Here is a 14,508-nt window from a genome sequence, read left to right as displayed (position 1 = left end):
CCGCGGCTCAGCAACCCACACCCAACAACCCAGGCTCAACAACCCACGGCCTGCCGCAACCGCCCCGCTACGCCGGAACCCGCGCGGCGGCGGCGCACGGCCTCGTCGAGGCGTTCCAGCACGCCGACGGAAGCGTTCCAGTCGATGCAACCGTCGGTGATGCTCTGGCCGTAGCGCAGCGACTGTTCCGGCACCAGCTCCTGGCGGCCGCCGAGCAGATGGCTTTCCACCATCACGCCAATGATGCGGCGCTCGCCGTCTTCCAGCTGCAGGGCGATGTCGTCGATCACCAGCGGCTGGTTCTCGGGCTGCTTGCTGCTGTTGGCATGGCTGGCGTCGACCATCAGCCGCGGCGAAAGCCCGCCGCGCGCGATCGCTTCGCAGGCGGCATCCACGCTGGCCGCGTCGTAGTTGGGCTGCTTGCCGCCGCGCAGGATCACATGGCAATCCTCGTTGCCCATGGTGCTGGCGATGGCGGTACGGCCGTCCTTGGTCACCGCCATGAAATGGTGCGGCTGCGACGCGGCCTGCACCGCGTCGACCGCGATCTTTACATTACCGTCGGTGCCGTTCTTGAAGCCCACCGGGCACGACAGGCCCGAGGCCAGCTCGCGATGCACCTGGCTTTCCGTGGTGCGCGCGCCGATCGCGCCCCAGGCCACCAGGTCGGCGATGTACTGCGGCGTGATCATGTCCAGGAATTCGCAACCGGCCGGCACGCCCAGCTGGTTGATGTCGCGCAACAGGGTGCGCGCGAGGCGCAGGCCCTTGTCGATGCGGAAGCTGCCGTCGAGGTCCGGATCGTTGATCAGTCCCTTCCAGCCCACGGTGGTGCGCGGCTTTTCGAAATACACGCGCATGACGATTTCCAGCGTATCGGCGAAGCGGCGGCGCTGGCCGAGCAGGCGCCGCGCATATTCCATCGCCGCGGCGGTGTCGTGGATCGAGCAGGGCCCGATCACTACCACCAGCCGGTCGTCCTGGCCGGCGAGGATGTCGTGCACCGCGGCGCGCGCATGCGCCACGGTGTCAAGCGCGAGCTCGCCTGCGTGGCAGTCGCGCATCACCTCGGCGGGCGTGCTCAGGGGTGTGATCGCGCGGATGCGCAGGTCGTCGGTATGGGGCAGCGTCATGGCTCGGTTCCTGGGTGGGGTTTCCAGCGGCGGCCATGAAAAAAGCCGCCAGTGGAGGCTGGCGGCTTTTCGGGAGAGTGGTCGTGTTCTGCTTACGATCGCGCCTCTTCCTCCGCCGCCGGCATCGGATAGCCGTAAAACCAGAAGTAATAGCGGGCGGAGGAGAAGGTCATGGCGTGTATGGATAACACAGCATCCGGCGAATGCAAACCCCGAAATTTCGGTTGCGCTCGCAACTAACGCGTTTGGACATCCAAACGCCGCATGGCCACCCGCTAGAATCCGCGCCATGCCTTCGCCTATCCAGCTGCTCGCCCATCCCGCCCAGGCCTCGATCCGGCGCTGGGTGCTCGGCGCCTTCCCCAGGCAGGGCAGCAGCCATCTCGACTACGACCACCCGGCCGGCGACCCCGGCCTGTTCGGGCCGGACAGCGCCACCTGGCGCGTGCACTGCGACTTCCCCGGCATGCTCGCCGGCGGCCTGGCCGCGCTGATGCTGCAGACCCTGCATCCGCTGGCCCTGGCCGGCGTGTGGGACCACTCCAACTTCCGCGAAGACCTGGTCGGCCGCCTGCGTCGCACCACCGCTTTCGTCGGCGGCACCACGTACGCGCCGCGGGAGCAGGCGCAGCAGCTGATCGAGCACGTGAAGCGGATCCATGGCCAGGTCATCGGCACCGCCGAGGACGGACGGCCGTATGCCGCGGACGATCCGGACCTGCTCACCTGGGTCCACGTCACCGAGGCGCACAGCTTCCTCGAGGGCTATCGCCGTTTCAGCGGGATCGCCATGCCGCCGGATGCGGCCGATCGCTACTACGACGAGGCGCGCCGCATCGCCGAAGCGCTGGGCGCGCGCGACGTGCCGGCCTCGCAGGCACAGGTGAGCGAATACTTCGAACGCGTGCAGCCGCAGCTGCTCTACGGCGATCGCTCGCGCACCGTGCTGGCGATCCTGTCGAAGGTACGCCTGCCGGTGCCGGCGGCAGGCCTGTCGCGCGACCTGTTCCTGTACGCCGGCGCCGACCTGCTGCCGCCCTGGGCGCAGGCGCTGCTGCAACGCACGCCGTTGCAGCGCACCCGCGCGCGGATCGCGGCGGGCACGCTGCGGACGATGTCGCCGCTGTTCCGTGCCGCGCTCAAAGACGGTATCGCCAGCCGCGCCTGCCGGCGCGTCGGCGTGTCGCCCGAAGCGCTGCACCGCTGGGGCTGATCAGCCGCCGGCCATCAGCGCGTCGTAGCGGCGCTGCATCTCTTCGGGACTGACCTCTTCGATCGAATGGCCGATCAGCCACTCGTGCCCGAACGGGTCGCGCACCGTGCCGCCGCGCTCGCCGTAGAACGCATCCGCCGGCGGACGCACCAGCTCGGCGCCGGCCTCCACCGCGCGGGCGATCAGGCGGTCCGCATCGTCCACGTGCAGGTGCAAGGTAATACTGGTGCCGCCGACCGACTTCGGTCCGACGATGCCGTACTCGGGATATTCGTCGGACAGCATCAGCACCATGTGTTCGCCGAACACCAGCTCGGCATGGCCGATCCGGCCGGTGCCCGCTTCGTCCAGGCGCAGCCGGACGCTGGCGCCGAACACGCGCTGGTAGAACGCCAGCGCGGCCCGCGCATCGTGCACGCGCAGGTAGGGATACAGCTCGTGGATCTGGGGCAAGGACGAGGCATCCATGGCAGGCTCCTTGGGGTGGGAACGGCCATCATGCACCCTCCGCCAGGCCCCGTCCCATGCGGTCCGCCATGCCAACCGCGAATTGACACGGACCCGCGATCCGCTAACGTCGCCGCCACACGCAAGAAGGGAAGCGAAGGTGGCGACGCTCATTCCAACCCGAAACAGCTGCCTGTCGCGGATGACCAGCGGCGAAAAGCGCTTTTCCGAGCGCCTGGAGCAGAAGCTCGAGGAAGACTACCTGCTGTGGTACGACGTGCCGATCGGCCCGCGCCAGCGCCGCCCGGACTTCATCGTGTTCCATCCCCGCCGCGGCCTGCTCGTGCTGGAGGTGAAGGACTGGAAGCCGGACACCATCCAGCAGGCCGACCCGACCCTGTTCACCCTGCTCACCGGCCGCGCCAGCGTGAAGGAGCACAACCCGCTGATGCAGGCGCGCGACTGCGCCAGCGAGGTCTACAAGGTGTTGCAGCACGACCCGGCGCTGCGCCATCCGCCCGGCCATCATTACGAGGGCAAGCTGATCATGCCGTGGGGCTACGGCGTGGTGCTGGCCAATATCAGCCGCAAGCAGTTCGACGCGGGCGGGCTGGACGCGGTGATCCCCGCGCACCTGGTGATCTGCCAGGACGAGATGTACGAATCGGTCGATGCGGAGATCTTCCAGGAGCGCCTGTGGGCGATGTACCCGCAGGTCTTCCCCACCGCGCTGACCTTGCCGCAGATCGATCGCGTGCGCTGGCACCTGTTCCCGGAAATCCGCGTGGAACCCGGCTCCGGCCAGTTCGGCCTGTTCGATGCTTCCACCGCCGGTGCGGTGGCGAAGGTCGAGATTCCCGACCTGATCAAGGTGATGGATGCGCAGCAGGAACAGCTGGCGCGCTCGCTCGGCGACGAGCACCGCATCATCCATGGCGTGGCCGGCTCCGGCAAAACCATGATTCTGGGCTTCCGCGCCATGCACCTGGCGCGCGCGCTGAGCAAGCCGATCCTGGTGCTCTGCTACAACAAGACGCTGGCCGCCAGGCTGGACCAGCTGATGGGCGAGCGGGGCCTGAGCGACAAGGTGCAGGTCTACAACTTCCACAAGTGGTGCCGCGCCATGCTCAGCGCCTACCACGTGCCGCTGCCGCCGGAAGGCCGCGGCTTCTTCGATGCATTGCCGCCCGCCGTGATCGACGGCGTGGACAAGGGCCGGATCCCGCGCTTCCAGTACGGCGCCGTGCTGATCGACGAAGGCCACGACTTCGAGCCGGACTGGTACAAGCTGATCGTGCAGATGATCGATCCGAACACCAACTCGCTGCTGGTGCTGTACGACGACGCGCAGAACATCTACGGCAAGCCGGACCGCAAGCGCCTGAGCTGGAAAAGCCTGGGCGTGCAGGCGCAGGGCCGCACCACCATCCTCAAGCTCAACTACCGCAACACGCTGGAGATCCTCTCCGTCGCGCGCGGCTTCGCCAACGAACTGCTGCTCGGCCACGACGACGCCGACGAAGACGGCGTGCCGCTGGTCGCGCCCGAGAGCGCCGGCCGCCGCGGCGCCCTGCCCGAGCTGGTCCGCGTGGAGCGCACCGAGGACCAGCTGCCGGCGATCATCGACCGCCTGCGCGAAGAACGCACGCTGGGTCGTCCGCTGGCCGACATGGCGGTGATCTTCCGCAACCGCTGGGAGGGCGAACGGCTGCACGAGGCACTGCAGCGCGCCGAGGTGCCTAGCACGCTGGCCGAGGGCGACGGCAAGCGCGCGCTGTTCGCCACCGGCGAGGACACCGTCAAGCTGGTCACCATGCATTCCAGCAAGGGCCTGGAATTCCCGCTGGTGATCATCCCGGGCCTGGGCTCGCTGCCGATGCCGGGCAAGGACGAAGCCGAGGAGGCACGCCTGCTCTACGTGGCGATGACCCGCGCCACCGAGCGGCTGGTGATGATCCATCACGCCGACTCGATCTTCAGCGCACGCATCCGCAACTCGATCAACGACGTGCAGACCCAACTGGCGTAGGTTGGAAACGCCTGTTGGGGTTCGCTGCGCTCACCCCAACCTACGCCGTGCGTCGGCGCCGCATGCTGCGGCGCTCCTTCACGCCGTCGGCGCGGCGGGTCGATACTCAGGCTTCGCCGCCGACGGAACCCATCATGACCGAACTGCTCTCGCCCGATGTCCTCGCGCCGCAGGCGCTCGACCATGCGCTGGCGCTTTCCGCGCGCTTCTATACCCATGCCGCCGCGCCGGCCCTGGATACGCGCGCGGTATTCGCGCGCAGCTGGCAACTGGTCGGGCATCGGGCGCAGCTGGCCGAGACAGGCGACCATCTGGTCACCCAGATCGCCGGCCTGCCCTTGCTGATCGTGCGCAGCGACGAGCAGACCATCCGTGCCTTTCATAACGTCTGCCGCCATCGCGCCGGCCCCATCGCCAGCTGCGACGGCAAGGGCGCCAAGGCCTTGCGCTGCCGCTATCACGGCTGGACCTACGGCCTCGACGGCGTGCTGCGCGGCGCGCCGGAAATGGGCCGCACGCCGGACTTCGATCCGGCGCAGATCCGCCTGCCCGAAGTGCGCGTGCAGGTGTGGCAGGGCCTGGTCTTCGTCGCCGTCGGCGAGGCGCCGCCGTTCGAGCACTTTGTCGAAGGCATCGACCAGCGCCTCGGGCCCGGCCGTCGCTTAAGCGATTTCGAATTCCATCATCGCGTCGGCTACGACGTGGCCTGCAACTGGAAGGTGTACGTGGACAACTACCTGGAGGGTTACCACGTGCCGCACATCCATCCGGGCCTGAACAGCCTGCTCGACTACCGCAGCTACATCACCGAGACGGCCGAGTGGTACTCGTACCAGTTCAGTCCGCTGGAAAGCGCTTCGGATCTCTACGGCAGCGGCGAGGCGCTGTATTACTTCCTCTACCCCAACGCCATGCTCAACATCCTGCCCGGCCGGCTGCAGACCAACCGCGTATTGCCGCTGGGCGTGGACCGTTGCCGCGTGGAGTTCGACTTCTATTACGCGCCCGAACCCGGCGACGCCGCGCAGGCGCGCCGCGCCGCCGACATCGCCTTCAGCGACGAAGTGCAGGTCGAGGACGTGACCATCTGCGAGGACGTGCAGCGCGGCCTGGCTTCCGGCTCGTACGAGGCGGGCCGGCTGAATCCGCTGCGCGAGAACGCCGTGCACCACTTCCACGAACTGCTGCGCCGCGCCTACCGCGAGAGCGCGCACGCATGACCTCGCCGGCCCGGCTGCTGGGCCCGTGGATGCTCACCGCCCTGGTGGTCGGCAACATGATCGGCTCCGGCGTGTTCGTGCTGCCGGCCGCGCTGGCGCCGTACGGTGCGGCCAGCCTGCTCGGCTGGGCATTCACCATGGGCGGCGCGCTGCTGCTGGCGCTGGTGCATGCGTGGCTGGCGCAGCTCGTGGCCAACCATGGCGGCGCCTACGCCTATGCACGCCAGGCCTTCGGCGATACCGCCGGCTTCGTCGCGGCATGGAGCTACTGGACCTGCGTGTGGACCGCCAATGCGGCGATCGCGGTGGCCTTCGCCGGCAGCCTGGGCGCGATCTGGCCCGCGGCGAACGCCACGCCCTGGCGCGGCACCGCCGCGGCGCTGGCCGTGCTGTGGCTATGCACTGCGATCAATGCGGCCGGCGTGCGCGAAGCCGGGCGCATGCAGCTGGTCACCACCGCGCTGAAGGTGATCCCGCTGCTGGTGTTTGGCGTCTGCGGCCTGGCGCTGGTGCATGGCGCGGCGTACCAGCCGTTCAATCCGAGCGGGCAGTCGCTGCCGAGCGTGACCACCGCCACCGCCGCGCTCACCCTGTGGGCGTTCCTGGGCCTGGAAGCGGCCACCGTGCCCACCGGCGTGGTGCGCGATCCGCAGCGCACGGTGCCGCGCGCCACGGTGGCCGGCATGCTGGTCGCCGGCGTCGCCACCATGCTCGCCTGCACCGCGGTGATCGGCCTGCTGCCGCACGGCGCGGCACAGGGGTCGGCCGCGCCGATGGCGGCGGCGGCCGCGCAGACCTGGGGTCCGGCTGCGGGCTGGGCGATGGGCCTGGTCGCCACCGTCTCTTGCCTGGGCGCGCTCAACGGCTGGGTGCTGCTGCAGGGCCAGACGCCCTACGCCGCCGCGCAGGACGGCCTGTTCCCGGCACCGTTCGCGCGCACCGATGCGCGCGGCACGCCGTGGTTCGGCCTGCTGCTCAGCAGCGTGCTGGCCAGCGTGCTGATCGCCGCCAACGGCAGCAAGTCGCTGGTGGCGCTGTTCACCTTGTCGATCCTGCTTTCCACCGCGGCCACCCTGCTGCCCTACGTGCTCAGCGTGCTGGCCTGGTGGCGCATCGACCGCGGCGCCGGCGTCGCGCGCCGCACGGCCGCCGCGCTCGCCCTCGCCTACAGCCTGTGGGCGCTGATCGGCACGGGCGCGGAAGCGCTGCTGTGGGGCGGCGTGCTGTTGCTGCTCGGGCTGCCGGTATTCCTGTGGCAGCGCTATCGCGCGGCGGTGAAGCCGGCGGCGCCGGACCTATAACTTTGGTGCGAGTCGGGCCCTGTCATTTTGTGACCTGCCGCATACATTCCGGAAGATCTGTTCAGGTTCGCACCCGGATGATTTAACGTAAATCATTGAATTTATTTTATTTCAAGGCAAATCCCAGCATGGCATAGCTTTTGCCACCTCTTCGGCGAAACAGTTCCAAGCCCGCCGACAGCCGACACGCTCCAGGGACGCGGGCCGCCTCATCCGACCAACCACACACGCTCCACTCCGGCGCCAGGCCGGCAGGGACAGGGATTCCTGCGCCTGTACTGGCCTACCAGGGGAAACCTCATGAGTACGCAAGCCCAAGACTGGTCCAGCTACCCCCGCCCGCTGCCGCCCATCGAGACGGCGCAGGCCAGGCCAGCCGACAGCGAGCAGCACCGCCGCTATTACCTGTCGGTGCGGATGAAGTTCGCGCTCACCGTCGCGCTGTCGCTGGCCTGGTCGATCGTGTCCTACCTGCTGGCGCGCCGCTGGCTGCACGACCTGGCCGCGGTGGAAGGGAACGTGCTGGCGATGATCATGATCTTCGGCATCGCCATCCTGCCCGGCTTCATGAACGCCTTCCTGGTGTTCGGCCTGCTGATGGACCGCCGCCCGGTGCGCCGCCAGGTGGCCGACGCCGAGCTGCCGGGCATCACCGTGCTGGTGGCCGCGTACAACGAGGAGGATTCGATCCTTTCCACCATCGCCAGCCTCGAGCGCCAGTGCTACGGCGGCACGCTGGAAGTGATCGTGATCAACGACGGCTCCACCGACGGCACCATGGACCGGCTGCGCAGCGTGGCGCATCCGTGGCTGCACGTGATCGACCTGAAGTGCAATGGCGGCAAGGCCAATGCGCTCAACGTCGGCCTGCGCCATGCGACGCAGCCGCTGACCATCACGCTGGATGCCGACTCCTACCTCTACAAGCACGCGCTGCGCCGCCTGGTCGAGCGTTATCTGAGCGATCCGCCGAACACCGCCGCGGTGGCCGGTGCCGTGCTGGTGCGCAATTCGCGGCAGAACCTGATCACGCGCATGCAGGAGTGGGACTACTTCCACGGCATCGCCGCGGTGAAGCGCCTGCAGAGCCTGTTCCAGGGCACCCTGGTGGCGCAGGGCGCGTTCTCGCTGTATCGCACCGACATCCTGCGCCAGGTCGGCGGCTGGCCCGAAGACGTGGGCGAGGACATCGTGCTCACCTGGTCGATCCTGCGCCTGGGCCATCGCGTGGGCTACTGCGAGGACGCGGTGGCCTTCACCAATGCGCCGACCAGCTTCCGCCAGTTCATCCGCCAGCGCCAGCGCTGGTCGCGCGGGCTGATCGAAGCGTTCAAGGCACACGGCGCGCTGCTGTTCCAGCGCCGCATGAGCACGCTCTTCATCTGGTGGAACCTGCTGTTCCCCTACATGGACCTGGTCTACACCCTGGTCTTCATCCCCGGCCTGATCCTGGCCTGCTTCGGCATCTACTGGCTGGCCGGCCCGATGACCCTGCTGGTGCTGCCGATGGCCGGGCTGGTCAATTACCTGATGTTCTTCATCCAGTCGCGCATGTTCCGCGCGCAGGGCCTGAAGGTGCGCCATAACCCGCTGGGGCTGCTGGTCTATACGCTGTTCTACGGCATCGTGCTGCAGCCCGGCTGCGTGCTGGGCTATGCCGCCGAGCTGCTGAAGATGCGCAAGCGCTGGGGAACGAAATGAACACGCCACGGTTGCTGTTCGCGCTGTCGCTCGCGCCGGTCGCGGCGCTGCATGCCCAGGCCGCCACGGTGGCCGACGATCTGCACGCCGGCCGCGCCGCGATGGCCGCCAGCCAGCCCGCGCAGGCGCGCGACCGCTTCGCCGCCGCGCTGGCCGGCAACGGCACGCGCGACGAGCGCTTTGCCGCGGCCATGGGCCTGGGCCAGTCCACCCTGTGGCTGGGCGACTACGCCGCCGCGGAGCGCGCGTTCCGCATCGCCCGCGAGGCAGCGCCGGACGACAGCGCCCGCCAGGCCGCATCCACCGGGCTGGCGCAGGCGCTCAATGCGCGCGACTACCCGCGCGAAGCGCGCTCGCTGGTCGCGCCCTATGCGATGAGCCAGACCCGCCCTACGGTGGAACTGCTGCGCGCCGACCAGGCACTGGGCTGGCTGGACCGCGGCCAGCCGTACCTGGACGCCGCGCCCGCGCCCGACGCCGGCGGTTATCTCGGCACGCAGTACCGCCTGCTCAAGGACGACGTCGCCTTCAACCGTGCCGCCCAGGTGGAAGGCGGTTTCGGCTACAGCCACGACAGCGACGGCCTGGACACCTGGCGCGTCGGCGCCGCGTATCGCTTCGCGCCGTCCTCCGGCGAGGACTTCACCCAGCGCTGGGGCGTCGCCGCCGGCACTACGCATATCGACCACGACGGCGTCACGCGCCGCATGGACGACCTGTCGCTGACCGGCCAGCTGCGCGTCGGCGAGGACCAGTCGGTCAACCTGCGCGTCGGTCCCGGCCGCAGCAACGGCTGGCACTACGTGCAGGGCAATGCCGACTGGACCCTGCAGCCCAGCGACGTGTTCAGCGTCACCGCCGGCGCCGAGCGCGCGCCGGTACCGACCGACACGGCGATCGACCATCGCCTGCTCTACAACCTGTTCAGCGCCGGCGTCAGCCTGCGTCCCGCGCCGCGCCTGTACGTGCTGCCCACCTACTACCGGCAGAACTTCAACGACGGCAACCATCGCGACGGCGGCGTGCTGCGCGTGCTGCTGAGCCCTTATGACATTCCCGGCACCAAAGCGGCGATCGGCGGCGAGTTCTCCGGCCGCATCTTCCACAGCAGCGAGCCCAGCCGCGGCGTGTACTTCAATCCGCGCAACTATCGCTCCGGCCAGTTCGGCCTGGTCGGCGTGTACAGCTTCAATCCGGAATGGAAACTGCGCGCGCTGCTCTCGGGCGGGCGCCAGGTGATCGACGGTAACGGCGCGGGCGTCTATACCGCCGGCATCTCGCTGCAAGGGCGCCTGCCCGGCAACGGCCGCCTGGACCTGCAGCTGGCGCGCAGCTCGGCCGCGTCGGCCAGCAACGGCGGCTCCGGCTACTGGAACAACAGCATCAACCTGGTGATCCGCTACCCGCTCTGAGCGGCCAGGGCCACCACGCCGCGCCGCCGTCGCGCGCATAGCGGTCGGCGGCACGCTCGAACGGGTTGCGCGCGCTGACGCCGCCGCACAGCAGGTACAGCGGCAGGAACAGCGGGCCGAGCAGCATGTACTGGTAGACGTGGGCGCGTTCGTGCGCGGCCAGCGAGATCGGCAGCTCCACGCCATGGCCCGCGCGGTGCGCGTAGGTCAGGCAGGGCGTGTCCAGTTCGTCGCCCGTGTAGAGAATGACGTTGCCCAGGGTCAGCGCACCGCCGCCGCGCCCCGGCCGGCGCACGCGGATGAAGGTAAGCGCGAGTTCGTCGCGGCGCCAGCGCACGCGCGCGCCGAAGCACAGGCAGGCCAGGCCGGCGAGCAGGCCCAGCAGCGTGTTGGGCAAGGTCCAGGCCGCGCCGGCGAGCCGCAGCGCCCACACGGCCATCCGGGATCCACGACTTGTTTGCGCAGCGGCCATCACCATCTTCGCGTCCGAAACCGGCCGCCGGAGTCTGCCATGCCGCGCAAGAGTTTTGCCGTCATTCCGGCGCAGGTTGGGGTGAGCGCAGCGAACCCCAACGGGACGATCGCGACGCGAGGCCTTGCCGGGGTTCGCCGTTGGCTTACCCCGACCTGCGGGGGACTTGCGCACGGTCGTGCATGCCGTAATCGCGGCGCACCTGCGCAACCCGCAACCGATAGTGGCGAAACACCCCGCCGCGCCCCCGCGCCTGCGCCGCACGATGCGCCTCCAGTTCGCGCCACGCAGTCACCGCCTCCTCATCCCGCCAGAACGAGAGCGACACCAGCTTGCCCGGTTCGGACAGGCTCTCGAAGCGTTCGACGGAGATAAAGCCATCGATATCTTCCAGCAGCGGACGCAGCTGTGCGGCGATATCCAGATAAGCCTCGCGGCATCCCTCCGCGGGCCAGACTTCGAAGATCACCGCCATCATGGCCGCGCCTCCTCCGCCGCATCGATGAAGGCCGCCACGCTGCGATAGAGCGAATGGCGATAGCGCTCCAGATGCATGACATGCGTGCCGTGATCGATGCGCAGGCGCCACATCAGCGGGCTGGCGGTGAAGCGCCGCAGGAACGCCGCGGCCTGGCTATCGTTTACCACCGTGTCGTAGTCGCCATAGACAGCGAACACCGGCGCGGTGATGCTCGCCGGATCGTAGGGATAGGTGCCGGCCTGCGCCGCGGGAATGTCGGCCGACGGTCCGGCCGGAATTCGCAGAGCGCCGGGCGCATCGCCCTGCACATGCGGCACCGAGGCATCGAACGCCTTCGCCCAGCGCTGCGTCACGGCCGGTTCGATCAGGCGCAGTCCCTTGGGCAGCACATCCTCGAACAGCAACTGCCGGTAGCGCTCCTGCGCGGTGATGTTCCACCACGCTTTCGCCTGCGCCGTTTCGCTCGCGCCCGTCGGCACCACCGGCCCGAACAGGGTGAGCGAGGCCAGCTTGCCCGGATGCTCGGCCGCATATTCGGCCGCGGGAATGGTGCCCCAGGAATGCGCAATCAGATGGACGTCCAGATGGCGCTTGCCGCGCAGCTCTTCCACGGCAAGGGCGATCTGCTTCGCCGCTGCCGGCGCGCGCGTGACGGGCTCAGCCTTGTCGGCGGCAGCATCCATCGCGGGCGGACGGCTGGCATCGCCGAAGCCGAGGAAATCCAGGCCGCAGGCGAGAAAACCGCGGCGCGCCATGAAGCCCATCCACGAATCGCCTGGAGCGAATTCGAAACCGGCCGCGAGCATGGTCGGAAAGCTGGCGCCATGCACGAACAGAGCGGCGTGGCGGACCGGACCGTCAGGCGCGATGCAGTGCAGCGCCACGCGCTGTCCTTCGCCCGCGGGCAGATAGGAGGTTTGCGTTGCGGGCAGCGTGGCCGCCAGGCCGATGGCGAGCAGCAGGGACATGCGATGGGCCTCGTGGGGGAAGGTGGCGGCCACCATCCTGCCGATCCGGGAGCGGCATCGTTTCGCCGGTTGGCGAAACGACACGGCCAGCCCTTGTGGCAAACATCGCTCGATCGCGTCAGCAGTTGCCGCGGAAGGTCAGCTCAGGAACTGCAGGACAGCATCGAACACCCCGCCTTCTGCCGGGCCCAGTCCGGCCGCTTCTGCGCGAACCGCTCGCGGCCGGGCTGCTCGTCGTATGGGTGGCGCATCACGTCCAGCAGCTCGTGGATGCCGGCGTAGTCGCCCTGCTCGGCGCGGTTGATCGCTTCCTGGGCCAGGTAGTTGCGCAGCACGTAGCGCGGATTGACGCCGTGCATGAGCGCGCGGCGCGCCTCGCGTGTCTGCGGATCCTCCACCAGCCGCGCGGTATAGCGCGCCAGCCAGGACTGGAAGCCGGCGTCGGTGCGCCACAGGCCGGCCTCGTCGTAGAACGCGTGGCGCAGCGGCTCCAGCGAAGGCAGGTACGGATCCACCTCGGACAACGCGCGGAAGAACAAGGTCATGTCCACCTCGCCCTCGGCCAGCAGCGCCTGCAGCGATTTCATCAGCTCGATGTCGTCGTCGCGGCACTCGGCCAGGCCGAGCTTGGCGGCGACGAAACGGCGATCGGCCGCGGCGAATGCGTCGGCATAACGGTCGAGCCCCGCCTGCAAGGGTTCGACGCCACCGAACAGCGGCGCCAGCGCGCCGGCCAGCCGGCTCAGGTTCCACCAGGCCACGCCCGGCTGCTGCCCGAAGCGGTAGCGGCGGCGCACCGCGTCGGTGGTATTGGGCGTCCACTCCGGATCGAAATTGTCGACCCAGCCGTACGGGCCGTAGTCGATAGTCAGACCGAGGATGGACATGTTGTCGGTGTTCATCACGCCGTGCACGAAGCCCACGCGCATCCAGTGCGCCACCATCAGCGCGGTGCGCTCGCAGACCTGGCCGAACCATTCGGCGTAGAGCGCTTCTCCCTCGCCGGTGAGCCCTGGGAAATCGCGGCGAATGGTGAAATCCACCAGCTGCCGCAGCAGGGCCGTGTCGCCGCGCGAGGCCGGCAACTCGAAGTTGCCGAAGCGCAGGAAGGACGGGGCCACGCGGCAGACGATCGCACCCTGCTCCTCGCGCGGATGGCCGTCGTAGAACATGTCGCGCACCACCGTGTCGCCGGTCAGCACCAGGCTCAGCGCGCGCGTGGTCGGCACGCCCAGGTGATGCATCGCCTCGCTGCAGAGGAATTCGCGGATCGACGAGCGCAGCACGGCGCGGCCATCGGCGCCGCGCGAGTACGGCGTGGGCCCCGCGCCCTTCAATTGCAGTTCCTGCCGCCGCCCCTGCTCGTCCACGAGCTCGCCCAGCGAGATGGCGCGGCCGTCGCCCAGCTGTCCTGCCCAGACGCCGAACTGATGCCCGCCGTAGTTGGCCGCCCAGGGTTCCATGCCCGGCATCAGGGCATTGCCGGCGAACACGCGGGCGAACTCGGGACGGGTCAGATCGTTCTCGGCCAGGCCCAGTTCCGCGGCCATCTCCGCCGACCACGCGATCAGCTTCGGCGCCGCGACCGGCGTCGGCTCGACGCGTGAGTAGGCCTCCGCCACCTGCCGCACCGCAACATGCTGCGCCGGATCCGCAGGAAGTTCGCGCAAGAAAGCATTGTCGAAACGCAGTTTTTGCATGGCGGCACGGCGGCGTGGAGGTCGATCCGATATCGCGGCGGTGCAGCGAGAACGCAAGGCTCTTCCCACGGCATCGGTATGGACTTTGCAAGACGCAAATCGGACAGGCGCATGACCTTCGACCTAACCGATTTCACAGTTCACACACATACCCGATTTTCTGTTTACTATGCATTCACGGCTGCACAGGGGCAGCCCTTGGGGGGATCTCAGACTATGCAGATGCCAATGATGAGTTCCGCGCTCGGACGCGGGATTCAGCGGATCGCAGGGATGATTGCCGCGAAAGCGGGCCAGGACGCCAGAAACAGGCACAAGGCCGCTTCGGAATTCCATCTGGTCTCGTGGCAGCCGGGCGCCCGTTCGCGCCGCGAAGACGAAATGGCGCGGGCGCGCCAGCAAATTCTTACGATGACCGTGGAGTCCTGAGC

At 68.7% G+C, this 14,508-nt stretch carries 13 protein-coding genes; 7 read left to right on the top strand and 6 right to left on the bottom strand.

Features of this window, described 5'->3' with window-relative positions:
• Nucleotides 1–35 precede the first annotated feature (35 nt).
• On the bottom strand, nucleotides 36–1,133 hold the full coding sequence (locus BM172_RS07180) for a 3-deoxy-7-phosphoheptulonate synthase (RefSeq protein WP_035323762.1): 1,098 nt from the start codon (nucleotides 1,131–1,133) through the stop codon (nucleotides 36–38).
• Nucleotides 1,134–1,422: 289 nt separating this feature from the next.
• Here BM172_RS07180 and BM172_RS07175 point away from each other — a divergent pair, with 289 nt between their 5' ends.
• Nucleotides 1,423–2,346 (top strand): oxygenase MpaB family protein, encoded by a 924-nt coding sequence (locus BM172_RS07175; RefSeq protein WP_026636192.1) that lies wholly within the window; start codon nucleotides 1,423–1,425, stop codon nucleotides 2,344–2,346.
• On the opposite strand, the gene BM172_RS07170 is transcribed toward BM172_RS07175, so the two are convergent.
• The gene (locus BM172_RS07170; RefSeq protein WP_026636191.1) at nucleotides 2,347–2,814 is read right to left on the bottom strand and encodes a VOC family protein; all 468 of its coding nucleotides are present in this window, start codon (nucleotides 2,812–2,814) and stop codon (nucleotides 2,347–2,349) included.
• 181 nt (nucleotides 2,815–2,995) lie between these two features.
• On the opposite strand from BM172_RS07170, the gene BM172_RS07165 reads away from it, so the two are divergent.
• The 5 genes from BM172_RS07165 (at nucleotide 2,996) to BM172_RS07145 (ending at nucleotide 10,456) form a co-directional block, all read left to right on the top strand.
• Nucleotides 2,996–4,822 carry a DEAD/DEAH box helicase gene (locus BM172_RS07165; RefSeq protein WP_051548918.1) on the top strand — a complete coding sequence of 609 codons (1,827 nt, stop codon included), beginning with the start codon at nucleotides 2,996–2,998 and terminating at the stop codon, nucleotides 4,820–4,822.
• A 134-nt stretch (nucleotides 4,823–4,956) separates the two neighbouring features.
• On the top strand, nucleotides 4,957–6,042 hold the full coding sequence (locus BM172_RS07160) for an aromatic ring-hydroxylating oxygenase subunit alpha (protein WP_035323760.1): 1,086 nt from the start codon (nucleotides 4,957–4,959) through the stop codon (nucleotides 6,040–6,042).
• A complete protein-coding gene (locus BM172_RS07155) occupies nucleotides 6,039–7,343 on the top strand; it encodes an amino acid permease (RefSeq protein WP_026636188.1) in 1,305 nt (434 codons plus the stop codon). The genes BM172_RS07160 and BM172_RS07155 overlap by 4 nt, the downstream gene beginning before the upstream one ends.
• A 300-nt stretch (nucleotides 7,344–7,643) precedes the next feature.
• Entirely contained in the window at nucleotides 7,644–9,044 is a 1,401-nt protein-coding gene (locus BM172_RS07150; RefSeq protein ID WP_177218795.1) for a glycosyltransferase family 2 protein, read from the top strand.
• Nucleotides 9,041–10,456: a hypothetical protein gene (locus BM172_RS07145; RefSeq protein ID WP_026636186.1), complete on the top strand. Its 1,416-nt coding sequence runs from the start codon at nucleotides 9,041–9,043 to the stop codon at nucleotides 10,454–10,456. Before BM172_RS07150 ends, BM172_RS07145 begins: the two co-directional genes overlap by 4 nt.
• Here the strand turns inward: BM172_RS07145 and BM172_RS07140 are convergent.
• The 4 genes from BM172_RS07140 to BM172_RS07125 form a co-directional block, all read right to left on the bottom strand.
• On the bottom strand, nucleotides 10,428–10,895 hold the full coding sequence (locus BM172_RS07140) for a hypothetical protein (protein WP_035323758.1): 468 nt from the start codon (nucleotides 10,893–10,895) through the stop codon (nucleotides 10,428–10,430). The two genes, BM172_RS07145 and BM172_RS07140, sit on opposite strands and share 29 nt — an antisense overlap.
• A 178-nt stretch (nucleotides 10,896–11,073) precedes the next feature.
• Entirely contained in the window at nucleotides 11,074–11,406 is a 333-nt protein-coding gene (locus BM172_RS07135) for an antibiotic biosynthesis monooxygenase family protein (RefSeq protein WP_026636184.1), read from the bottom strand.
• Nucleotides 11,403–12,377: an alpha/beta hydrolase gene (locus BM172_RS07130; RefSeq protein WP_177218794.1), complete on the bottom strand. Its 975-nt coding sequence runs from the start codon at nucleotides 12,375–12,377 to the stop codon at nucleotides 11,403–11,405. The genes BM172_RS07135 and BM172_RS07130 overlap by 4 nt, the downstream gene beginning before the upstream one ends.
• A gap of 143 nt (nucleotides 12,378–12,520) precedes the next feature.
• Nucleotides 12,521–14,077, bottom strand: coding sequence for a protein adenylyltransferase SelO (locus BM172_RS07125; RefSeq protein WP_026636182.1), 1,557 nt, complete (start codon nucleotides 14,075–14,077; stop codon nucleotides 12,521–12,523).
• Between BM172_RS07125 and BM172_RS22460 the strand changes: the two genes are divergently transcribed.
• Nucleotides 14,015–14,506 (top strand): hypothetical protein, encoded by a 492-nt coding sequence (locus BM172_RS22460; protein WP_177218789.1) that lies wholly within the window; start codon nucleotides 14,015–14,017, stop codon nucleotides 14,504–14,506. The two genes, BM172_RS07125 and BM172_RS22460, sit on opposite strands and share 63 nt — an antisense overlap.
• Nucleotides 14,507–14,508: the final 2 nt, after the last annotated feature.

The organism is Dyella marensis (assembly GCF_900112865.1).
In the GTDB taxonomy this organism is placed as follows: domain Bacteria; phylum Pseudomonadota; class Gammaproteobacteria; order Xanthomonadales; family Rhodanobacteraceae; genus Dyella_D; species Dyella_D marensis_A.
The sequence above is the reverse complement of the archived record's forward strand: the minus strand, read 5'-3'. Positions and strand labels throughout refer to the sequence as shown.

Bases quoted from the DNA above. Each gene is read 5' to 3' on its own strand.
- BM172_RS07180 (WP_035323762.1), bottom strand. From the start codon at position 1,133: ATGACGCTGCCCCATACCGACGACCTGCGCATCCGCGCGATCACACCC.
- BM172_RS07175 (WP_026636192.1), top strand. From the start codon at position 1,423: ATGCCTTCGCCTATCCAGCTGCTCGCCCATCCCGCCCAGGCCTCGATC.
- BM172_RS07170 (WP_026636191.1), bottom strand. From the start codon at position 2,814: ATGGATGCCTCGTCCTTGCCCCAGATCCACGAGCTGTATCCCTACCTG.
- BM172_RS07165 (WP_051548918.1), top strand. From the start codon at position 2,996: ATGACCAGCGGCGAAAAGCGCTTTTCCGAGCGCCTGGAGCAGAAGCTC.
- BM172_RS07160 (WP_035323760.1), top strand. From the start codon at position 4,957: ATGACCGAACTGCTCTCGCCCGATGTCCTCGCGCCGCAGGCGCTCGAC.
- BM172_RS07155 (WP_026636188.1), top strand. From the start codon at position 6,039: ATGACCTCGCCGGCCCGGCTGCTGGGCCCGTGGATGCTCACCGCCCTG.
- BM172_RS07150 (WP_177218795.1), top strand. From the start codon at position 7,644: ATGAGTACGCAAGCCCAAGACTGGTCCAGCTACCCCCGCCCGCTGCCG.
- BM172_RS07145 (WP_026636186.1), top strand. From the start codon at position 9,041: ATGAACACGCCACGGTTGCTGTTCGCGCTGTCGCTCGCGCCGGTCGCG.
- BM172_RS07140 (WP_035323758.1), bottom strand. From the start codon at position 10,895: ATGGCCGTGTGGGCGCTGCGGCTCGCCGGCGCGGCCTGGACCTTGCCC.
- BM172_RS07135 (WP_026636184.1), bottom strand. From the start codon at position 11,406: ATGATGGCGGTGATCTTCGAAGTCTGGCCCGCGGAGGGATGCCGCGAG.
- BM172_RS07130 (WP_177218794.1), bottom strand. From the start codon at position 12,377: ATGTCCCTGCTGCTCGCCATCGGCCTGGCGGCCACGCTGCCCGCAACG.
- BM172_RS22460 (WP_177218789.1), top strand. From the start codon at position 14,015: ATGCTGCGCCGGATCCGCAGGAAGTTCGCGCAAGAAAGCATTGTCGAA.
- BM172_RS07125 (WP_026636182.1), bottom strand. From the start codon at position 14,077: ATGCAAAAACTGCGTTTCGACAATGCTTTCTTGCGCGAACTTCCTGCG.